Origin of the sequence: Xenorhabdus thailandensis, assembly GCF_037996785.1 — a bacterium.
In the GTDB taxonomy this organism is placed as follows: Bacteria; Pseudomonadota; Gammaproteobacteria; order Enterobacterales; family Enterobacteriaceae; genus Xenorhabdus; species Xenorhabdus griffiniae.
On record NZ_JBBMXF010000012.1, the window covers coordinates 415,216 to 433,927 of the forward strand.

Here is an 18,712-nt window from a genome sequence, read left to right on the forward strand (position 1 = left end):
TTTATTGTTTATCAAGGCTAGGAACATCAGCATCATCCGGTATTTTTACATGAACCTGAATGATTTTACGGCTATCAGACATTGCCACTTTGAAAAGGTAGCCATCAATGGTGATGGATTCCCCACGTGAAGGCAGATGCCCAAATGCCTGCATGACTAACCCACCAATAGTATCAACCTCTTCATCGCTGAAATTAGTGCCAAAAATGTCATTAAAATCCTCAATTTGAGTCAATGCCCGCACTGAATAGGAATGGCGACTTAAGGCACGAATATCGTTATCTTCATCATCATCGTATTCGTCTTCTATTTCACCCACAATCAGTTCAAGAATATCCTCAATGGTGACCAGCCCCGAAACGCCGCCAAATTCGTCGATCACAATCGCCATATGGTAGCGTTGGGAACGGAATTCTTTCAGCAGGCGGTCAACACGTTTACTTTCCGGCACGACAACAGCCTGACGAAGGACTTTATCAATGCTGAAAGGTTCTGCATTTGTACGCATGAAAGGTAGCAGATCTTTCGCCATTAATATGCCTTCGATATGATCTTTGTCTTCGCTGATCACAGGAAAGCGTGAGTGAGCCGAGTCGATAATAACATCCAGACATTCGTCCAGAGATTGGTTGCGTTTTAAGGTAACGATCTGTGAGCGTGGGATCATAATGTCACGCACGCGTTGATCAGCAATATCTATGACACCTTCGAGCATCTCGCGGGTGTCGGGATCGATTAGGTCATTCTGTTCAGAATCACGGATCAGTTCAACCAAATCATCACGGTTTTTCGGTTCACCGTGGAAAAGCTGATTAAGAAGTGCAAAAAAGCCTTTCTTAGGGCCAGGGTTATCGTTACTTGAAGGATGGTCGTCGCTCATGGCGTTTTAATGAAAATTCCCCATATAAAATCGTAGACTATTATGTTTAACATAAAAATGTTGACAGTGGTTATTCTTTTTCCGCGAGATAGGGATCAGTATAACCCATTTTTTTTAGGAGCTCTGTTTCCAGCGCTTCCATTTCTTCCGCTTCATCGTCTTCTATATGATCATATCCCAGAAGATGAAGGCTGCCGTGAACCACCATATGTGCCCAGTGTTCTTCGACCGTTTTTTGTTGCTCTTCTGCCTCTTGTTCAACAACTTGACGACAGATAATTAAATCACCGAGTAAAGGTAATTCAACTTCAGGTGGCGCTTCAAATGGGAAAGATAGCACATTAGTTGGTTTATCTTTCCCACGATAAGTGAGGTTTAAATCGTGGCTTTCTGCCTCATCGACCAGGCGAATAGTCACTTCACTTTCGGTCTGAAATTGTGGCAGAACACCTTCCAACCAGCGTTGGAAAAGGGCTTCCTCGGGTAGCCCTTCGGGATTTTCACATGCAATTTGTAAATCTAATATGACTGAACTCATTGTGCTTCCTGTCTGCGTTTCTCATTGAGCGCTTTTTTGCGTTCTTGTTCCGCTGCTTCCCATACTTCATAAGCGATAACCACTTTTGCCACCACGGGATGGCGAACAACATCTTCACTATGTAAGAAGTTAAAACTCAGGTCATCAACATCAGATAACACTTCTATTGCATGACTCAGGCCTGATTTTTGCCCTCTTGGCAAGTCAATCTGGGTTACGTCACCGGTAATGACGGCCTTGGAATTAAAACCAATGCGAGTCAGGAACATTTTCATCTGTTCAATGGTCGTATTCTGGCTTTCGTCGAGAATAATAAAGGCATCATTGAGGGTACGTCCACGCATATAAGCCAGTGGCGCCACTTCAATAACGTTTCTTTCGATAAGCTTCTCAACTTTTTCAAATCCCATCATTTCAAACAGGGCATCATAAAGCGGACGCAGATAAGGGTCGACTTTCTGGCTAAGATCACCAGGCAGAAAGCCCAGTTTTTCTCCAGCTTCAACCGCAGGACGGGTCAGCAGGATACGGCGGACTTCCTGGCGTTCCAGTGCATCAACCGCCGCAGCGACGGCCAAATACGTTTTCCCTGTACCTGCAGGCCCCACCCCGAACGTGATATCGTGATCAAGGATGTTAGCAATATATTGCGCCTGATTGGGAGTTCGGGGTTTTACAACACCCCGTTTAGTTTTGATGTTGACAGCCTTACCATATTCAGGGACGCTTTCTGCTGCTTGTTCCAGTACCCGGCTCTCAGTAATAGCGAGATGTACCTGTTCAGGCTCAAGATCAGGTATGACGCCGCGTATAGGCGCGGTTTCGACATAAAGGTGGCGCAAGATCCCTGCGGCCGCATTAACACACAATGGCTTACCAGCCAGTTTGAAACGGTTATCACGGCGATTGATTTCAATACCCAAACGACGTTCAAGTTGTTTCAGATTATCATCAAGTGGTCCACACAGACTCATCAGACGTTGATTGTCAGCAGGCTCCAGAAAGATTTCTTGGGTTGCTACTTGTGGGTTTATTTGTGTCACTGATTATCTCTATGTTAGGGCCTGTTAAGGCTGATAAAAGCCAACGCCGAGCTCATCTTCCTTGCGAGTACGGGCAATGACTGATTCAGGTGACTCATGAATGCGTAGATCCATCTCATCTTCAGTACGAATGACTTTACCTCGCAGGGAGTTGGCGTATACGTCAACAATTTCGACATCAACAAATTTACCAATCATGTCAGGCGTTCCCTCGAAATTAACCACGCGGTTATTCTCGGTACGGCCAGAGAGTTCCATGATATTTTTGCGTGATGGGCCTTCAACCAGAATGCGCTGCGTACTGCCAAGCATTGCGCGGCTGTAGCTCATAGCCTGCTGGTTAATGCGCTGCTGGAGCAGGTACAAGCGCTGTTTCTTTTCTTCTTCGCTAACGTCATCTGGCAAATCGGCTGCGGGTGTACCTGGGCGCGCTGAATAGATAAAGCTAAAACTCATGTCGAAGTTAACATCGGCAATCAGTTTCATGGTTTTTTCAAAATCATCCTGTGTTTCACCTGGGAAACCGATGATGAAGTCAGAACTGATCAGAATGTCAGGGCGTGCTTTACGTAAACGGCGAATGATGCCTTTGTATTCTAGCGCAGTATGGGCGCGTTTCATCAGGGTAAGAATGCGATCAGAACCACTCTGGACTGGCAGGTGCAGGAAGCTCACTAATTCAGGGGTATCTTCGTAGACTGCAATAATATCGTCAGTAAACTCGATTGGATGGCTGGTTGTGAAGCGAATGCGGTCGATACCGTCAATAGCCGCAACCAGACGCAACAGCTCGGCAAATGTGCAGATACCGCCATCAAACGTTGCGCCGCGATAGGCATTAACGTTTTGACCAAGCAGATTAACTTCACGTACACCTTGCGCAGCAAGTTGGGCAATTTCGAATAAAATATCATCACAAGGACGGCTGACTTCTTCCCCACGGGTGTAAGGTACAACGCAGAATGTGCAGTACTTATTGCAGCCTTCCATGATGGAAACGAATGCCGTTGGGCCTTCGGCACGAGGCTCTGGCAGACGGTCAAATTTTTCAATTTCAGGGAAACTGATGTCAACAACCGGGCTGCGGGTGCCTTTGACATGATTAATCATTTCGGGCAGGCGGTGCAGGGTTTGTGGCCCGAAAATAATATCGACGCTGGGTGAACGTTGGCGAATGTAATCCCCTTCCTGGGAAGCGACACAACCCCCCACACCGATAATGATTTCAGGATTTTTATCTTTCAGGCCTTTCCAGCGGCCAAGTTGGTGAAAGACTTTTTCCTGAGCCTTTTCACGGATTGAACAAGTATTCAGGAGTAAGATATCTGCTTCTTCGGCGACATCGGTTAACTGATAACCGTGAGTGGTTTCCAGCAAGTCGGCCATCTTGGATGAATCGTATTCGTTCATCTGACAGCCCCAGGTTTTGATATACAGTTTTTTTATCGTCGACATTTTGTGTATCCGGTGTTTCCAGTGGAATGATGCTTCAACACTGAAAAGCGCAATATATTGCACGTAGTGTATTTAGCATAATATTGTTAGCTATTGTAGTCATTTGAGGCACCAGTGACCAGACTGTAATAGCGGATATTCTCAGCCGGAAAGGGAAAATTCCGGTAGACTGTTTTAATCAATAAGTTAATGACGTGATGAATATGAATAATCCACAACAAAAATTCGATATCGTTGTCGTTGGCGCAGGTATGATTGGTGCAGCGACAGCATTGGGATTGGCGCAGGAAGGTTGGCGTGTTGCATTATTGGAGCACCAGCCTCCTGCACTTTATGATGCAGAGTGTGAACCGGATGTTCGTATATCTGCGATCAGCTGTGCTTCGGTGGATTTATTGAAACAATTGGGAGCATGGGAAAACGTCTTGCAAATGCGCAGTGCTCCTTATCGAAAGCTGGAAACATGGGAGCAAAATGATTCGAATGTCATTTTCGATGCTGCAAGCTTGGGACTGCCAGAGTTAGGGCATATGGTTGAAAATCGTGTCTTGCAGCTGGCATTGTGGCAGGAATTTGCACGTTATCCAAACCTGACATTGATTTGTCCCACCGTTTTGCAATCTATGCAGCGTCAGCATGAGAATAAAACGTGGCGGGTGACGTTGGAAGATGGCACGGAAATTAACACACGACTGATTATTGGTGCAGACGGTGCCCGTTCTCAAGTCCGTCAATTGGCGGGTATTGGCAGTAACGGGTGGCAATATCGCCAGTCATGTATGCTGATAACGGTCAAGACTGACCAGCCTCAACAAGATATAACCTGGCAACAATTTTTTCCTTCTGGCCCTAGGGCCTTTCTGCCGTTGTTTGATCAATGGGCTTCGTTGGTTTGGTATGATTCTCCTGCCCGTATTCGCCAATTGCAGTCAATGACGATGGCACAACTTGAACGAGAAATTCTTCAGGCATTTCCTGCCCGCTTAGGTACAGTTACCCCGATTGCTGCGGGTTCATTTCCACTGACTCGTCATCATGCCAGCCATTACGTACAAGAAGGGTTGGTTCTGCTGGGAGATGCGGCTCATACCATCAATCCGTTGGCAGGGCAGGGAGTGAATTTAGGTTATCGAGATGTTGATGTGTTACTCAAGGTACTAACCAATGCTAAGGAATTGTTGCAAGAGTGGGATTCTTTGCCAGTTTTGATGCGTTATCAACGTCGCAGGATGCCGGATAATTTGGTGATGCAGGCAGGAATGGATTTTTTCCATACCACATTCAGTAATGATTTGCCGGGGTTAAAAACGGTACGAAATCTGGCATTAATGGCTGCGCAACGTGCAGGAGGCATGAAAAATCTTGCTCTGAAATATGCATTGGGGTTGTGATGGATATTGTTGCCTATTAGCCCCTTATGGGGCTAATTTGGTTTTATTATTCACAGGCTATTTTGCCTAACCATCCTGGGTGTGTAGCTTCGCACTGCGCAATACATTTTTCACGTATTTGAGGGATTACCCAAATCGAGCAGACCACAGCATAAGTTTGCATTGAAGCTAAAAGTGTCGTGCCTGCTAGCAAGCAAAGAAGAATGAACTTTTTCATTTTACTCACCCCATTTCACTGACAACAACAAAAACTAATTTACCCTGTAAACCTATTTTCACCCAATAACAAGCGAATAATATTTAACAATTAGTTATCCTCTGAAACTAAACCCAATATTTTTGTATCCATTCCCTGAGTGGCTACAGAAATAACCCATGCTGCCACCCGTTTCTATCGCGTACCTAACGCACACGGATTGGTGGCATTTTTATTTTCACTGCGCATTCGCACGCGCAAATTTAATCCAAGATTGTAACCAAATAAGGTTCAGGGGCATCACGCCCCTTTCTGACACTGTAGATTAGACGTCTGTGTTCAGATGCTGGAAGATTCGGTGTGGAATTTGAGGCAGGGGGACAAGATCTATAATTTCAATTGTGTAAAATTACAAACCTAAATTTATTAGATTATCTAATTGGTGAGAGGGTGGGAAAGTTTATCTTTATGAGATAAATGCGAAAAAACCACCCTTAATGGCGGTTTCTATATCAAAGAATATTCTGTATATTCTTTCTCTGCTCTTTTTCAATTCGCTACATCATGTAACTCGTTGAAAATATTGGCTGGGGTACCAGGATTCGAACCTGGGAATGCCGGAATCAGAATCCGGTGCCTTACCGCTTGGCGATACCCCAACTGAATTTTTAAATGGTGGCTACGACGGGAATCGAACCTGTGACCCCAGCATTATGAGTGCTGTGCTCTAACCAGCTGAGCTACGTAGCCATTTACGATAAACGTAAGAGTTGTGATAAACCTCAGTAATATGGCTGGGGTACCTGGATTCGAACCAGGGAATGCCAGGATCAAAACCTGGTGCCTTACCGCTTGGCGATACCCCACCTGAGTGTTATCAATGCAGCCTTTGTTATTCCCAGAATGTGCTGTTAACCTTATACCGTTTTAATTCATTGTTCCAGTTAAATGGCTGGGGTACCTGGATTCGAACCAGGGAATGCCAGGATCAAAACCTGGTGCCTTACCGCTTGGCGATACCCCACCTGAAACAACACACTAAAACTTAAAATCGTTACTAAAACACATTCTAAGTAAAACCCGATAAAGAAAATGGTGCGGGAGGCGAGACTTGAACTCGCACACCTTGCGGCGCCAGAACCTAAATCTGGTGCGTCTACCAATTTCGCCACTCCCGCAAAGATGGTGGCTACGACGGGAATCGAACCTGTGACCCCAGCATTATGAGTGCTGTGCTCTAACCAGCTGAGCTACGTAGCCATCTTTTTTCGCTTTGCCTTCATCGGCGGTGCGGGGCGCATTATGCGTATATCAGACAGATGCGTCAACTGCTTTTTTAAAGAAATATGCACAAAATCGTTTGTTTGTTTGTCTTATAAGCGTTTTGTCGACAAAGTCGGCTAAAACGGTTGAAATTATCCGCCAAGAAGATGTTGCAACAGTACACCATTAAGCATTGCGCGTTTCGTTAGGGCGAATGCCCCAATTGCTGAACAGTGATTTAACTCAGAAATCACTATAGGGAGGTCTTCACGGAATGCTTTTAATACTTGGGTATTGATGCTGCTCTTGATGGTTGGCAACAATACCTGTTCTGCTTCAGTGATTTCTCCGGCAATCACCACCTTCTGAGGGTTAAACAGGTTAATCGCGATTGAGATAGCCTTGCCAAGGTAGAGCCCTACATGTCTGATGACTTCTGTGGCAAGGGGATCGCCCGCATTGGCTGCAAGGCAAATTGCATGGATATTGCAATTATTCAAGGCAAGCTGACTTGGGAACCCTTGGCGTAATTGTTGTTGTACTTTAGTTTCGATTGCTGAATTGGCAGCGATAGTCTCCAGACAACCAAAATTACCGCAATGGCAGCGTTCACCGAGAGGATCGATTTGAATATGGCCTATTTCACCCAGATTACCGCGTTTGTTGAGCAAAATGTTGTTGTTAACAATGACACCAGCCCCTGTACCACGATGGACGCGTACCAGAATGGAATCTTCACAATCGCGTGTTGCCCCGAAATAATTTTCTGCCAATGCCAGGCTGCGAATATCATGACTAATAAAGCAGAAGGTGTTAAAATGTGCTTTGATATTCTTCACCAGAGGCCAGTTATCTACCTTAATGTGTGGCATATAGCGGATAATACCCAGCTCAGGATCAACCAGACCGGGAAGAATAACTGAAATTGCGATCAACTCACGGATCCGGCGCTGGTTTTTGTTGATGAAACTTTCAATGGCGTAAATAATTCGTTTCTCGACTTCCTGCTGACTATTTTCCCGTACAGGGTAGTGTGCTTCCGCTAACGTCTTGCCACTCATATCGAACAGTGCCACAGTTGCATCATGGCGCCCAAGCCGGACTCCGATCGTATGGAAATGGCGTGTTTCGCTAATTATGGAGATTGCACGTCTTCCGCCAGTGGAAGCCTGATGTTCGACTTCTTTTATCAGGCCACGCTCCAATAACTGACGAGTAATTTTAGTTACACTGGCAGGAGCAAGTTGGCTCTCTTCTGCAATTTGGATGCGTGATATTGGCCCATGCTGATCAATCAGCCGATAGACCACAGCACTATTTAGCTGTTTGACTAGATCAATATTACCAATTTGCTTCTGTGCGTTTTCGTTACTCATCAGTCTTTATACTCACGGTAGTTTGATTTCGTTTCCGTTAACAATGGTTTTGCAGGTTTTGAAATCGTGAGTAAATGCGGTCAGGTTCGCTACCTTGCCGGATTCAATCGTACCGAGGTGTTTATCAATACCGATTGCGCGGGCTGGGTAAAGCGTTACCATTCGCAACGTTTCATCCAAAGCAATACCAACATGCTCCACACTATTTTTGACACAATCAATCATTGTGATTGATGAGCCGCTCAGTGTGCCATTTTCATCAACACATAAACCATTTCGATAATATATTGTTTTATTAGCAAAGGTAAATTGATCCATGGCATCGGGAGCAAGCCCGGCAGGAGCGATGGCATCCGTTACCAAGATAAGTTTTTCATTTTTTAATCTCTTGGAATTTCGGACATTTGGCCATGATACATGCATTCCATCACAGATTATGCCGGCATAGACATCTGGGGAATCATAAATGGCACTCACCAGCCCAGGTTGGCGGCCAGAAATTGCAGGCATGGCATTATATAAATGGGTAGAAAAAGTAATACCCTGTTGGAAGCCATGACGAGCTTCTTCATAAGTCGCATTAGAATGGCCAGCAGAAACGATAATACCGGCTTCGGCGAATTGCTGAATATATTGGCTTTCTACCATTTCAGGAGCGAGAGTGATTTTGGTAATTACATCAGCATTCTGGCATAGGTAATTAACCATTTCAGGGGTGGGTTTGCGGATATAAGCTGTATTATGAGTTCCTTTTTTTATTGGATTAATATAAGGCCCTTCCAGATGTAGCCCTAATGCCTGATGAGGATTTTTTTGTAGATAAGTGCGCATGACTTCAATGGCTTTTATCATTAATTCATCGGGGCTGGTGATGAGGGTAGGTAAAAAACTGGTACAACCGTAGAGCTGGTTGGTTTTCTGCATAGTATGCAGAGTTTCTTCTGAAAGATTTTCCAACCGTTCATTAAACTGGACTCCCCCACAACCATTCACTTGTAGGTCAATAAATCCTGGTGCGAGATTTGCGCCATGTAAATTGTGTTTTTCTATCTCTTCTGGCAGCTCGTTTACCGGACAGACTTGTTTAATTAAACCATCTGCAATGACAACTGCATGGTTATCGAGCCTGTCATATCCGGTATAAATAATGCCATTGGTTAACGCGTACATTGATATTTTGACTCCTAAATCAGTTTAGCTGGCAAATTCATTAACGATATCGGCCTCTAACTGGTGAAAATACTTCACTGTCTTTACCTTCAGTTCCATGGTGGCAGGTTCATCACAGACAATAAGTGATTTTGGATGCATCTGGAGGCAACTGATAGTCCACATATGGTTGATATTCCCTTCTACCGCGGCTTGTAAGGCTTGCGCTTTATTCATCCCAGTTGCCAAAATCATAATTTCTTCGGCATCCATTAAAGTTCCCACTCCAACAGTTAATGCATATTGGGGGACTTGTTTTATATCATGGTTGAAAAAACGGGAATTGGCAGTCCGCGTTTCAATGGTCAGTGTTTTAATTCGTGTGCGTGAAGAAAGAGAAGAGGCCGGTTCATTAAAGGCAATATGTCCATCATTACCAACACCTCCCATAAATAAATGTATTTTGCCATAGGATTTGATTTTATTTTCGTAACGTTGGCACTCAATATCAATATCTTTCGCATTTCCATTTAACAAATTGATGTTCTCTTTGGGGATATCAATGTGATTAAAGAAATTTTGATACATGAATGAGTGGTAGCTTTGAGGATGATCTTCTGGCAGGCCAACATATTCATCCATATTAAATGTCACAACATGCTTGAAGCTCACTTTTCCGGCTTGGTACAGGGAAATAAGTTCTTTGTAGGTTGCCAATGGGGTACTGCCTGTGGGAAGCCCGAGTACGAAAGGGCGCTCCGCAGTAGGATTGAACTCATTTATCCTACTTACAATATAGTGAGCAGACCATCGACCAACATCACTTGCCGTAGTTAGGGGGATAAGCCTCATGATTACCTCTTAAAAACATTCAATAAATTAATTATGAGAATTATGCACGATACACATGATTTTGAGATATCAAAGTGGTGCGTGATAGCAATGTGACAAGACGACACATAGCCCTTTCTCTAAGTGGGGTTTTGTCGCATCTAATGCAATATACATATTTTTCATAATAAAATAAGTTTTGCGTGATAGCTAGATTTTTGATTAAAAATTTATCAAATCAAGTGACTTTAATCACATATCAGACGGATTTAATTTGCGATGAAAAATATTTTTTTTAGACTAAAAACGTTTTAACAATAAATACATAAGTGATGGCACAACGTCATTAATTAACTAAAAGACTCCATTAATAGAGCTTTAAGGGGGCATAAGTGAATATTCTGAGCTACTTACAACGGATTGGCCGGGCATTAATGGTGCCGGTGGCAACATTGCCCGCAGCGGCAATATTGGTTGGTGTAGGTTATTGGATTGATCCAACGGGATGGGGGGCTGATAATGAGTTGGCGGCACTGTTTATCACGTCAGGTACTTCCATTCTCAACAATATGGGAATGTTGTTTGCGATTGGGATAGCCTATGGAATGTCGAAAGATAAAGATGGCGCTGCTGCACTGTCAGGTCTTATCGGATTTATTGTTGTCATGCAACTATGTTCTCCGGCAGCGGTGGCAATGATTAAGGGGATTCCGATTGAGGAAGTCCCAAAAGCATTCGGTAAGATTAATAACCAATTTGTTGGGATTTTGGTGGGTGTCTTCTCTGCTGAGTTGTATAATCGTTACAGTAATGTGGAGCTACCACAAGCACTGTCTTTCTTTAGTGGCCGTCGTTTAGTCCCTATCTTGAACTCTTTCCTGATGATTGTTGTGTCTTTTATTTTGATGTTTATTTGGCCAGTAGTTTATGGCTGGCTGGTAGCATTCGGTGAAAGCATCACCAATCTGGGTTCTGTTGGGGCGGGTTTGTATGCCTTCTTCAATCGTCTGTTGATACTGATTGGTTTGCACCATGCTCTGAACTCCGTATTTTGGTTTGATGTCGCTGGTATCAATGATATTCCTAACTTTCTTGGTGGACAGAAATCCATTGAAGCAGGCACTGCTGTCATGGGGATCACTGGTCGTTATCAGGCGGGTTTTTTCCCGATAATGATGTTCGGTTTGCCAGGGGCAGCATTAGCGATTTACCACTGTGCTCGTCCGGAGAATAGAGCCAAGGTTGCCGGTATTATGATGGCTGGGGCATTTGCGTCTTTCTTTGCAGGCGTAACTGAGCCACTTGAATTTTCGTTCATGTTTGTTGCACCAGTACTTTATGTGTTACATGCGGTCATGACTGGGATTTCGGTTTACATCGCGGCTACCATGCATTGGATTGCTGGTTTTGGCTTTAGTGCTGGGCTTGTCGATATGTTACTTTCCTCCCGTAACCCGTTGGCGGTTCATTGGTACATGTTGATCCCGCAGGGTTTAGTATTTTTCTGCCTTTATTATGTGGTTTTCCGTTTCACCATCAAAAAGTTTAATTTGATGACGCCGGGACGTGAGTTATCGGCTACGGATGAAACTGATGGTTATGATATCGATATGGCGAAAAAAGAGAGTCATTCAGCGGGGAGTATTCATGAAATAGCTCATCAATACATTGCTGCTGTTGGCGGCTCAGACAACTTGACGAGTGTTGACTCTTGTATTACTCGCTTACGTTTATCAGTGAACGATTCTAGCCTGGTCAATGAACAATGGGTAAAACATCTTGGTGCCACAGGTGTTATCCGCCTGAATAAGCAGAGTGTCCAGATTATTATTGGTACACGTGCAGAATTGATATCCAGTATGATGAAAGAAATTCTGGAAAAAGGTTATGTTGCAGCGGCAAAAGTCACTCTCAAGTCTGAGACCGATGTTTTGGTGGAAAAAGAGGACAAACAAGCAGGTAAACCTATTTTGACTTTAGTTGCTCCTGTCACAGGTGAATTGGTCAAATTGGAAAATGTTCCTGATGAAGCCTTTTCCAGCAAATTAGTCGGTGATGGGATTGCCATAAAACCCACATCGGATACGGTTTTTGCTCCTGTTGCGGGTAAGGTTGTGAAGATATTTGATACCAACCATGCGGTATGTATTGAAACGGATAGCGGTATTGAGATCATTATTCATATCGGCATAGATACAGTCTCACTGAATGGCACAGGATTTGAGCGTTTGGTGGAAGAAGGGGAACAAGTGAAAATAGGGCATCCTCTATTGAAGTTAGATCTTGATTACTTAAATGCACATGCCAAATCGATGGTCAGTCCTGTGATTATCAGCAATATTGATGATTATGCTGGTGTGAAAATTCTGGCTAAAGGAAATGTAATCGCTAATAAGTCAGACTTATTTCAAGTAATGCAATAAGTGAATGCACATAATATTTTATGTCATAAAGAGTTAACAAACTGAGTTGAGACATAAATAAACAATTTCCCGGGAACATAGCTAAATATGTTTCTGGGAGTCGTCATCTGGGGTTATTCTCGCTTTTCCGTACTAACTTTACCCATTCCGCCATTTCCCACGAACAAAGTATTGTTTCTCGGTTCAGCTTATTAGATTATAGAGGGTTATGTTAAAGCGCTTTTTGCATTGAGGAAAAAAACGATGAGTGAGGCAGATGCCCGCCCGACAAACTTTATTCGTCAGATTATTGACGAAGATCTGGCAACTGGTAAACATACATCCGTACATACCCGTTTCCCACCTGAACCTAACGGTTATCTGCATATCGGCCATGCCAAGTCGATCTGCCTGAATTTCGGCATCGCTCAAGACTATCAGGGACAATGCAACCTACGTTTTGACGACACAAACCCCGTCAAGGAAGATATCGAGTACGTTGAGTCGATTAAAACTGACGTTCAGTGGCTGGGATTTCAGTGGAGTGGAGATATTCGCTACTCTTCTGACTATTTTGATACCCTGTATCAATATGCCATTGAATTAATCAATAAAGGCCTGGCGTATGTCGATGAACTGAGTCCTGAAGAGATCCGTGAATATCGCGGTACTTTAAAAGAGCCAGGTAAAAACAGCCCGTATCGTGATCGCAGCATAGAAGAAAACCTGGCCCTGTTTGAAAAAATGCGTGCCGGTGAATTTGCTGAAGGTAAGGCATGTTTGCGTGCCAAAATTGATATGGCATCCCCGTTTATTGTTATGCGTGATCCGGTCATCTACCGTATCAAATTCGCAGAGCATCATCAGTCAGGTAATAAATGGTGCATCTATCCGATGTATGATTTTACGCACTGCATTTCCGATGCGCTGGAAGGGATCACACATTCCATCTGTACGCTGGAATTCCAGGATAACCGCCGTTTGTACGATTGGGTATTGGATAACATTACGATTGATTGCCATCCACGTCAGTACGAGTTTTCTCGCCTGAACCTGGAATATACGGTGATGTCCAAGCGTAAGCTTAACCAGCTGGTGACAGAAAAGATTGTTGATGGTTGGGATGATCCACGTATGCCAACGATCTCTGGGTTGCGTCGTCGTGGTTATACTGCGGCTGCTATTCGTGAATTCTGCCGCCGCATTGGTGTGACTAAACAGGATAACAACGTTGAAATGGCAGCACTGGAATCCTGCATTCGTGATGATTTGAACGAAAATGCCCCACGCGCGATGGCGGTGCTTGATCCGGTGAAACTGGTGATTGAGAACATGCCAGAAGGTGAAGTCATTCTGACAATGCCTAACCATCCGAATAAGCCAGAAATGGGCAGCCGTGAAGTGCCGTTCAGTCGTGAACTGTATATTGACCGTGCGGATTTCCGCGAAGAAGCAAACCGCCAATATAAGCGTCTGGTTCTGGGCAAAGAAGTTCGTCTGCGCAATGCTTATGTGATTAAAGCAGAGCGGGTTGAGAAAGATGCAGAAGGTAATATCACTACGATTTATTGCCAGTATGACGAGCAAACCCTGAACAAAGATCCTGCTGATGGTCGCAAGGTTAAGGGCGTCATTCATTGGGTCAGTGCTGCACACGGTGTAGCAGCGGACTTCTATCAGTATGACCGTCTGTTCAGCGTGGCAAATCCAGGGGCAGAAGATGACTTCTTGTCTACTATCAATCCAGGATCGCTGGTGATCCGTAAAGGATTTGTCGAACCAGGGTTGGCAAATGCATTGCCAGAAACAACCTATCAGTTTGAGCGTGAAGGTTATTTTTGTGCTGACAGCCGCTTGTCAAGTGCGGAACATCTGGTCTTTAACCGTACAGTTGGCCTGCGTGATACTTGGGCAAAAATCTCACAAGAGTAATCATCTCACCAAGATAATGTGACCTCGTACACAAAAAAGCGTGATTATTTTCACGCTTTTTTGTGCCTGATAGCCTCGTAATGAAAATTAACTCCTTCAGCTAAGATTAGAAATTGCCTTATAGTCCCATATTATATAGGGTTATTGCCTGACCAAATTTGTACACTATTTACCCAAAAATTTTGTCCCAAAATTTACCCATCGAAAAATAATAAGTTCGGACGAGGTAATTTATGAAACCTATTACATTACGTACTTTGGCAGTATTCATCACGGTAGTTGGATTTATAGGCAACGCTCATACAGAAATGATATCACCAATGTCACCGTCGCAATCAATGTCATCACAGCAGATCGTGGATTTGCTGAGCCAGTTAAAAGTCAATTTCAACGTCATTGATAATCAGGCGGGTTCACATGGTACAGATTGTGCCATTCTTGGCGCTGATTCGGCGGCCTGTAATCGAGTCAATATCATCTTGAGCAATGGTGAGCAGGCAATCAACTCTTCTGATTGGGCGCTCTATTTTCACAGTATTCGCCAAATACTGAAACTAGATAATGATCAATATAAAATCACTCATGTTACGGGTGACTTACATAAACTGGAACCGACGAAAAAATTTACGGGCATCAAAGCCAATGAAAAGGTCGTGTTACCGATTATTGGTGAATATTGGCAAATTTACAGTACGGATTTTATGCCGCGTTGGTATGCGACTTCCGGTGATGCAAGGCCCAAGGTCTTGGTAAATACTGATACGGAGAACATCAGCCAATTTTTATCCGATCTGGAAGGTGAACAGTGGAAACGAACCACCGCGGATAACAATATCCTGATGACACCTGAAAACCGCTTTGCAAAAAACCAACAGGTGGCAATAATCAGTGAAGATAAGCTGCGAGGACAGATTATTCCGACACCGAAAGTCCTTTCCGTTCATTCCCAGGACGTGGATTTATCTCGTGGCGTGAAATTAGAGTTGGGTGGGTTGAGTGGCGAATCTATTAACGTGATCAAGGAGTATTTCAAAGCCCGTGATATTCCTTTAACAGATAACGGTTATCGAATAGCGACCCAGATCAACGCAAACCAATTTACCAAGTCCTGGAGAGTAAACGGTGCGTATTCATTGGAGATTACTACCAAAGGAACACAAATCGTCGCGTTTGATCAATCTGGCGTATTCTATGGCTTGCAGTCACTGTTTTTCTTACTTCCTGCCAATGGTATGCCAAAGATTGCGACACTGACGGCAAAAGATGCACCACGGTTTGAATATCGTGGAGTGTTCCTTGATGTTGGACGAAATTTTCATAGTAAAGAAGCTGTCCTGCGTCTGCTTGATCAAATGTCCCGCTATAAACTGAATAAATTCCATTTCCATTTAAGTGACGATGAAGGCTGGCGTTTGGAGATCCCTGGTTTACCGGAATTGACAGAAATCGGTAGTCAACGCTGTCATGATCTGAGTGAGACTCAATGCTTATTGCCGCAGTTGGGATCAGGGCCAGATAGCAACAACATGGGAAGTGGTTATTTTAGCCGCCAGGATTACATTGATATTTTGCATTATGCCAAAGCCCGCCAGATAGAAGTGATCCCAGAAATTGATATCCCCGCCCATGCTCGTGCCGCAGTGATGTCGATGGAAGCACGCTATAAGAGGCTTATGGCACAGGGCAAAGAGCAGGAAGCTAATGAGTATCGTCTGCTTGATCCGACAGATACCTCGAATACAACCTCCGTGCAGTTCTATGATCGCCACAGTTATCTTAACCCGTGTATGGACTCTTCAAAACGGTTTGTCGATAAAGTAATTAGCGAAGTTGTTGCCATGCATAAAGCGGCCGGTCTGCCGTTGAATACATGGCATTTTGGTGGGGATGAGGCAAAAAATATTCGTTTGGGTGCTGGATATCAGGATAAAGATGGACCGATTGTGCCAGGTAAGGGGATTATCAACCAGAAAATTGAAGACAAGCCGTGGGCAAAATCTCAGGTTTGTCAGAAGATGATAGCGCAAGGCGTCATTAAAGATGTTGATGAACTTGCCAGTTATTTTGCCATTGAAGTCAGCAAAATCGTCAATGCCCACGGTATCAGCACCATGCAGGCATGGCAGGATGGCCTGAAATATGCCAAATCGGCAAAAGATTTCGCGACTAAACATGTTGCAGTGAACTTCTGGGATACCCTGTATTGGGGAGGCTACGATTCTGCCAATGACTGGGCGAATAAGGGTTATCGGGTTGTTGTTTCCAGTCCTGATTATGTTTATCTGGATATGCCATATGAAGTTCATCCGAAAGAGCGGGGCTACTATTGGGCAACGCGCTTTAATGATGAGGCAAAAATTTTCAGCTTTGCCCCGAACAATATGCCACAAAATGCTGAGACTTCGGTGGATCGTGATGGCTATCACTTTAATACCCATAGTAATAAACGCTGGCCGGGAGCTTATGGCATATCGGGACAATCATGGAGTGAAACCGTGCGTACCGATGAACAAATGGAATATATGATCTATCCACGCTTATTGCCGCTGGCGGAACGGGCATGGCACCAAGCTGAATGGGAGCAGAATTATCAGCAGGGCAGGGAATATAAAGGTGGAATAACGCATTATGTTGATATTGCTCTCTTGCAACAGAATTGGGAACGCTTTGCCAATCTGATAGGACAGCGTGAGCTGGCTAGGCTGGGCAGGGCTAAAATCACATATCGTTTGCCTGTGCCGGGCGGCAGAATTGTTTCTGGAATACTAGAAGCGAATATCGCATTACCAGGGGTGGTTATCCAATACTCATTGGATAATGGAAGAACATGGCAGGATTATAATGACAGACAACGACCCCATGTTAGCGGCAATGTGAAAATTCGCTCTGTCAATACTGATAGAAGCCGTTTTAGCCGTATAGATGAAGTTAAGCTCTAACGGTTGTCTGGAGATGTGAGGGCAATAAATTGAATAAGCAACCTGCCGATTAACTTGATAATTAATCGGCAGGTTGCTTATTTAGGTGAATAAATTGCAGAAGCAAATGGTTGCAATTATTTCATTGTCAGCGCTTGTTTATCATGCTTTTTCATCATGAAGCGCGCTATCTTTGCGGCAATCACCATCAGCACAGTGGCCGTATAAATAAAGACTGTGGTTTGAGAGCTTGATTCCATAACGTTCAGCAATGTTTTTCTGACGCTCTTCAATGAACTCATCATTAAATTCAATGACTTTACCGCAGTCGAGACAAATCAGATGGTCATGGTGATGTTGCTGAGTGAGTTCAAAAACCGATTTACCGCCTTCAAAATTGTGGCGTGTGACAATGCCAGCATCATCGAACTGGTTCAACACGCGATAGACAGTGGCGAGGCCAATCTCTTCACCGATATCAATCAGTTTTTTGTAGAGATCCTCCGCACTGACATGATGGCATTCTGGGTCCTGTAGCACTTCCAGAATTTTCAGTCGTGGAAGAGTTACTTTAAGTCCAGCATTTTTCAATGCTTTATTGTTGTCGGTCATGCGGATTCAGTCCTGTAACTTGAGTTAAGTGCACTTATGATACTTGGGGGTATCGTGAGGGAGTTTCATGTTGCTGATTATAGGCATGGATATTAAAAATGAAAACCATGCCTATTCATATATCATGACACATTATGCAAGAATAATCCTGCCTGAAAGGGCTTTTCTCTTCTTATTAAGTTTAAGCGCCTAGGATCTCTGACAGGCTCATTTCAGCCTTGATCTGCTGCACCCAGTTTTCAACGCGCTCATCTGTCAATTCAGGTTGACGATCTTCATCAATGGCCAGGCCAATAAAATGGTTATCGTCGGCCATACCTTTAGACGCTTCAAAATGATATCCTTCGGTTGGCCAGTGACCTACAATAATGGCACCACGAGGTTCAATAATATCGCGAATGGTGCCCATAGCGTCACAGAAGTATTCTGCATAATCTTCCTGATCACCACAGCCGAACAAAGCAACCAGTTTTCCGTCGAAGTTGATCTCTTCCAGTGTTGGGAAGAAATCATCCCAGTCACATTGAGCTTCACCGTAATACCAGGTTGGGATGCCAAGCAGCAGAATATCGAAGGCTTCAATGTCTTCTTTGCTGCTTTTGGCAATATCGTGGACTTCAGCAACATCAGCACCGCCCAATTTTTCTTGGATCATTTTGGCGATGTTCTCTGTGTTGCCTGTATCACTGCCGAAGAATATACCTATTATTGCCATAAAATGGGTTA

Annotated in this window: 13 protein-coding genes and 6 tRNA genes; 4 read left to right on the top strand and 15 right to left on the bottom strand. The window is 44.0% G+C overall.

Annotation, left to right across the window (positions count from 1 at the left end; all coding sequences use genetic code 11):
- Window position 1: 1 nt before the first annotated feature.
- The 4 genes from corC to miaB form a co-directional block, all read right to left on the bottom strand.
- Window positions 2-880 carry a CNNM family magnesium/cobalt transport protein CorC gene (gene corC / locus AAC853_RS12190; protein WP_338882935.1) on the bottom strand — a complete coding sequence of 293 codons (879 nt, stop codon included), beginning with the start codon at window positions 878-880 and terminating at the stop codon, window positions 2-4.
- Between the two features lie 70 nt (window positions 881-950).
- Window positions 951-1,418 carry an rRNA maturation RNase YbeY gene (gene ybeY / locus AAC853_RS12195; RefSeq protein WP_338882934.1) on the bottom strand — a complete coding sequence of 156 codons (468 nt, stop codon included), beginning with the start codon at window positions 1,416-1,418 and terminating at the stop codon, window positions 951-953.
- On the bottom strand, window positions 1,415-2,392 hold the full coding sequence (locus AAC853_RS12200) for a PhoH family protein (RefSeq protein ID WP_422824217.1): 978 nt from the start codon (window positions 2,390-2,392) through the stop codon (window positions 1,415-1,417). The genes ybeY and AAC853_RS12200 overlap by 4 nt, the downstream gene beginning before the upstream one ends.
- Before the next feature lie 93 nt (window positions 2,393-2,485).
- Complete coding sequence (miaB, locus tag AAC853_RS12205) at window positions 2,486-3,916, bottom strand: tRNA (N6-isopentenyl adenosine(37)-C2)-methylthiotransferase MiaB (protein WP_338882931.1); 1,431 nt, start codon at window positions 3,914-3,916, stop codon at window positions 2,486-2,488.
- Window positions 3,917-4,119: 203 nt separating this feature from the next.
- On the opposite strand from miaB, the gene ubiF reads away from it, so the two are divergent.
- Window positions 4,120-5,307: a 3-demethoxyubiquinol 3-hydroxylase gene (gene ubiF, locus AAC853_RS12210; RefSeq protein ID WP_340614716.1), complete on the top strand. Its 1,188-nt coding sequence runs from the start codon at window positions 4,120-4,122 to the stop codon at window positions 5,305-5,307.
- A 780-nt stretch (window positions 5,308-6,087) separates the two neighbouring features.
- Here the strand turns inward: ubiF and AAC853_RS12215 are convergent.
- From AAC853_RS12215 to nagB, 9 genes are all read right to left on the bottom strand, one after another.
- Window positions 6,088-6,162, bottom strand: a tRNA-Gln gene (locus AAC853_RS12215).
- Between the two features lie 14 nt (window positions 6,163-6,176).
- Window positions 6,177-6,253 (bottom strand) — tRNA-Met (locus AAC853_RS12220).
- Window positions 6,254-6,294: 41 nt separating this feature from the next.
- Window positions 6,295-6,369, bottom strand: a tRNA-Gln gene (locus tag AAC853_RS12225).
- An 83-nt stretch (window positions 6,370-6,452) separates the two neighbouring features.
- Window positions 6,453-6,527 (bottom strand) — tRNA-Gln (locus AAC853_RS12230).
- 69 nt (window positions 6,528-6,596) lie between these two features.
- Window positions 6,597-6,681 (bottom strand) — tRNA-Leu (locus AAC853_RS12235).
- A 5-nt stretch (window positions 6,682-6,686) separates the two neighbouring features.
- Window positions 6,687-6,763, bottom strand: a tRNA-Met gene (locus AAC853_RS12240).
- Window positions 6,764-6,918: 155 nt separating this feature from the next.
- On the bottom strand, window positions 6,919-8,142 hold the full coding sequence (gene nagC / locus AAC853_RS12245; protein WP_340614717.1) for a DNA-binding transcriptional regulator NagC: 1,224 nt from the start codon (window positions 8,140-8,142) through the stop codon (window positions 6,919-6,921).
- 12 nt (window positions 8,143-8,154) lie between these two features.
- A complete protein-coding gene (gene nagA / locus AAC853_RS12250) occupies window positions 8,155-9,312 on the bottom strand; it encodes an N-acetylglucosamine-6-phosphate deacetylase (RefSeq protein ID WP_340614718.1) in 1,158 nt (385 codons plus the stop codon).
- Window positions 9,313-9,336: 24 nt separating this feature from the next.
- Window positions 9,337-10,143: a glucosamine-6-phosphate deaminase gene (gene nagB / locus AAC853_RS12255; RefSeq protein ID WP_338882925.1), complete on the bottom strand. Its 807-nt coding sequence runs from the start codon at window positions 10,141-10,143 to the stop codon at window positions 9,337-9,339.
- 371 nt (window positions 10,144-10,514) lie between these two features.
- Between nagB and nagE the strand changes: the two genes are divergently transcribed.
- From nagE to AAC853_RS12270, 3 genes are all read left to right on the top strand, one after another.
- The gene (nagE, locus tag AAC853_RS12260; RefSeq protein ID WP_340614719.1) at window positions 10,515-12,545 is read left to right on the top strand and encodes an N-acetylglucosamine-specific PTS transporter subunit IIBC; all 2,031 of its coding nucleotides are present in this window, start codon (window positions 10,515-10,517) and stop codon (window positions 12,543-12,545) included.
- A gap of 243 nt (window positions 12,546-12,788) precedes the next feature.
- A complete protein-coding gene (gene glnS / locus AAC853_RS12265) occupies window positions 12,789-14,456 on the top strand; it encodes a glutamine--tRNA ligase (RefSeq protein ID WP_340614720.1) in 1,668 nt (555 codons plus the stop codon).
- A 233-nt stretch (window positions 14,457-14,689) separates the two neighbouring features.
- The gene (locus AAC853_RS12270) at window positions 14,690-17,395 is read left to right on the top strand and encodes a beta-N-acetylhexosaminidase (protein ID WP_422824211.1); all 2,706 of its coding nucleotides are present in this window, start codon (window positions 14,690-14,692) and stop codon (window positions 17,393-17,395) included.
- Window positions 17,396-17,536: 141 nt separating this feature from the next.
- Here AAC853_RS12270 and fur read toward each other — a convergent pair whose 3' ends face one another.
- Both fur and fldA read right to left on the bottom strand, forming a co-directional pair.
- A complete protein-coding gene (fur, locus tag AAC853_RS12275; RefSeq protein ID WP_193848931.1) occupies window positions 17,537-17,986 on the bottom strand; it encodes a ferric iron uptake transcriptional regulator in 450 nt (149 codons plus the stop codon).
- A gap of 181 nt (window positions 17,987-18,167) precedes the next feature.
- Window positions 18,168-18,701 carry a flavodoxin FldA gene (fldA, locus tag AAC853_RS12280; RefSeq protein ID WP_273558227.1) on the bottom strand — a complete coding sequence of 178 codons (534 nt, stop codon included), beginning with the start codon at window positions 18,699-18,701 and terminating at the stop codon, window positions 18,168-18,170.
- Between the last annotated feature and the right edge of the window lie 11 nt (window positions 18,702-18,712).

Bases quoted from the DNA above. Each gene is read 5' to 3' on its own strand.
- fldA (WP_273558227.1), bottom strand. From the start codon at position 18,701: ATGGCAATAATAGGTATATTCTTCGGCAGTGATACAGGCAACACAGAG.
- AAC853_RS12270 (WP_422824211.1), top strand. From the start codon at position 14,690: ATGAAACCTATTACATTACGTACTTTGGCAGTATTCATCACGGTAGTT.
- miaB (WP_338882931.1), bottom strand. From the start codon at position 3,916: ATGTCGACGATAAAAAAACTGTATATCAAAACCTGGGGCTGTCAGATG.
- nagC (WP_340614717.1), bottom strand. From the start codon at position 8,142: ATGAGTAACGAAAACGCACAGAAGCAAATTGGTAATATTGATCTAGTC.
- AAC853_RS12200 (WP_422824217.1), bottom strand. From the start codon at position 2,392: ATGAGTCTGTGTGGACCACTTGATGATAATCTGAAACAACTTGAACGT.
- corC (WP_338882935.1), bottom strand. From the start codon at position 880: ATGAGCGACGACCATCCTTCAAGTAACGATAACCCTGGCCCTAAGAAA.
- nagB (WP_338882925.1), bottom strand. From the start codon at position 10,143: ATGAGGCTTATCCCCCTAACTACGGCAAGTGATGTTGGTCGATGGTCT.
- ybeY (WP_338882934.1), bottom strand. From the start codon at position 1,418: ATGAGTTCAGTCATATTAGATTTACAAATTGCATGTGAAAATCCCGAA.
- fur (WP_193848931.1), bottom strand. From the start codon at position 17,986: ATGACCGACAACAATAAAGCATTGAAAAATGCTGGACTTAAAGTAACT.
- ubiF (WP_340614716.1), top strand. From the start codon at position 4,120: ATGAATAATCCACAACAAAAATTCGATATCGTTGTCGTTGGCGCAGGT.
- glnS (WP_340614720.1), top strand. From the start codon at position 12,789: ATGAGTGAGGCAGATGCCCGCCCGACAAACTTTATTCGTCAGATTATT.
- nagA (WP_340614718.1), bottom strand. From the start codon at position 9,312: ATGTACGCGTTAACCAATGGCATTATTTATACCGGATATGACAGGCTC.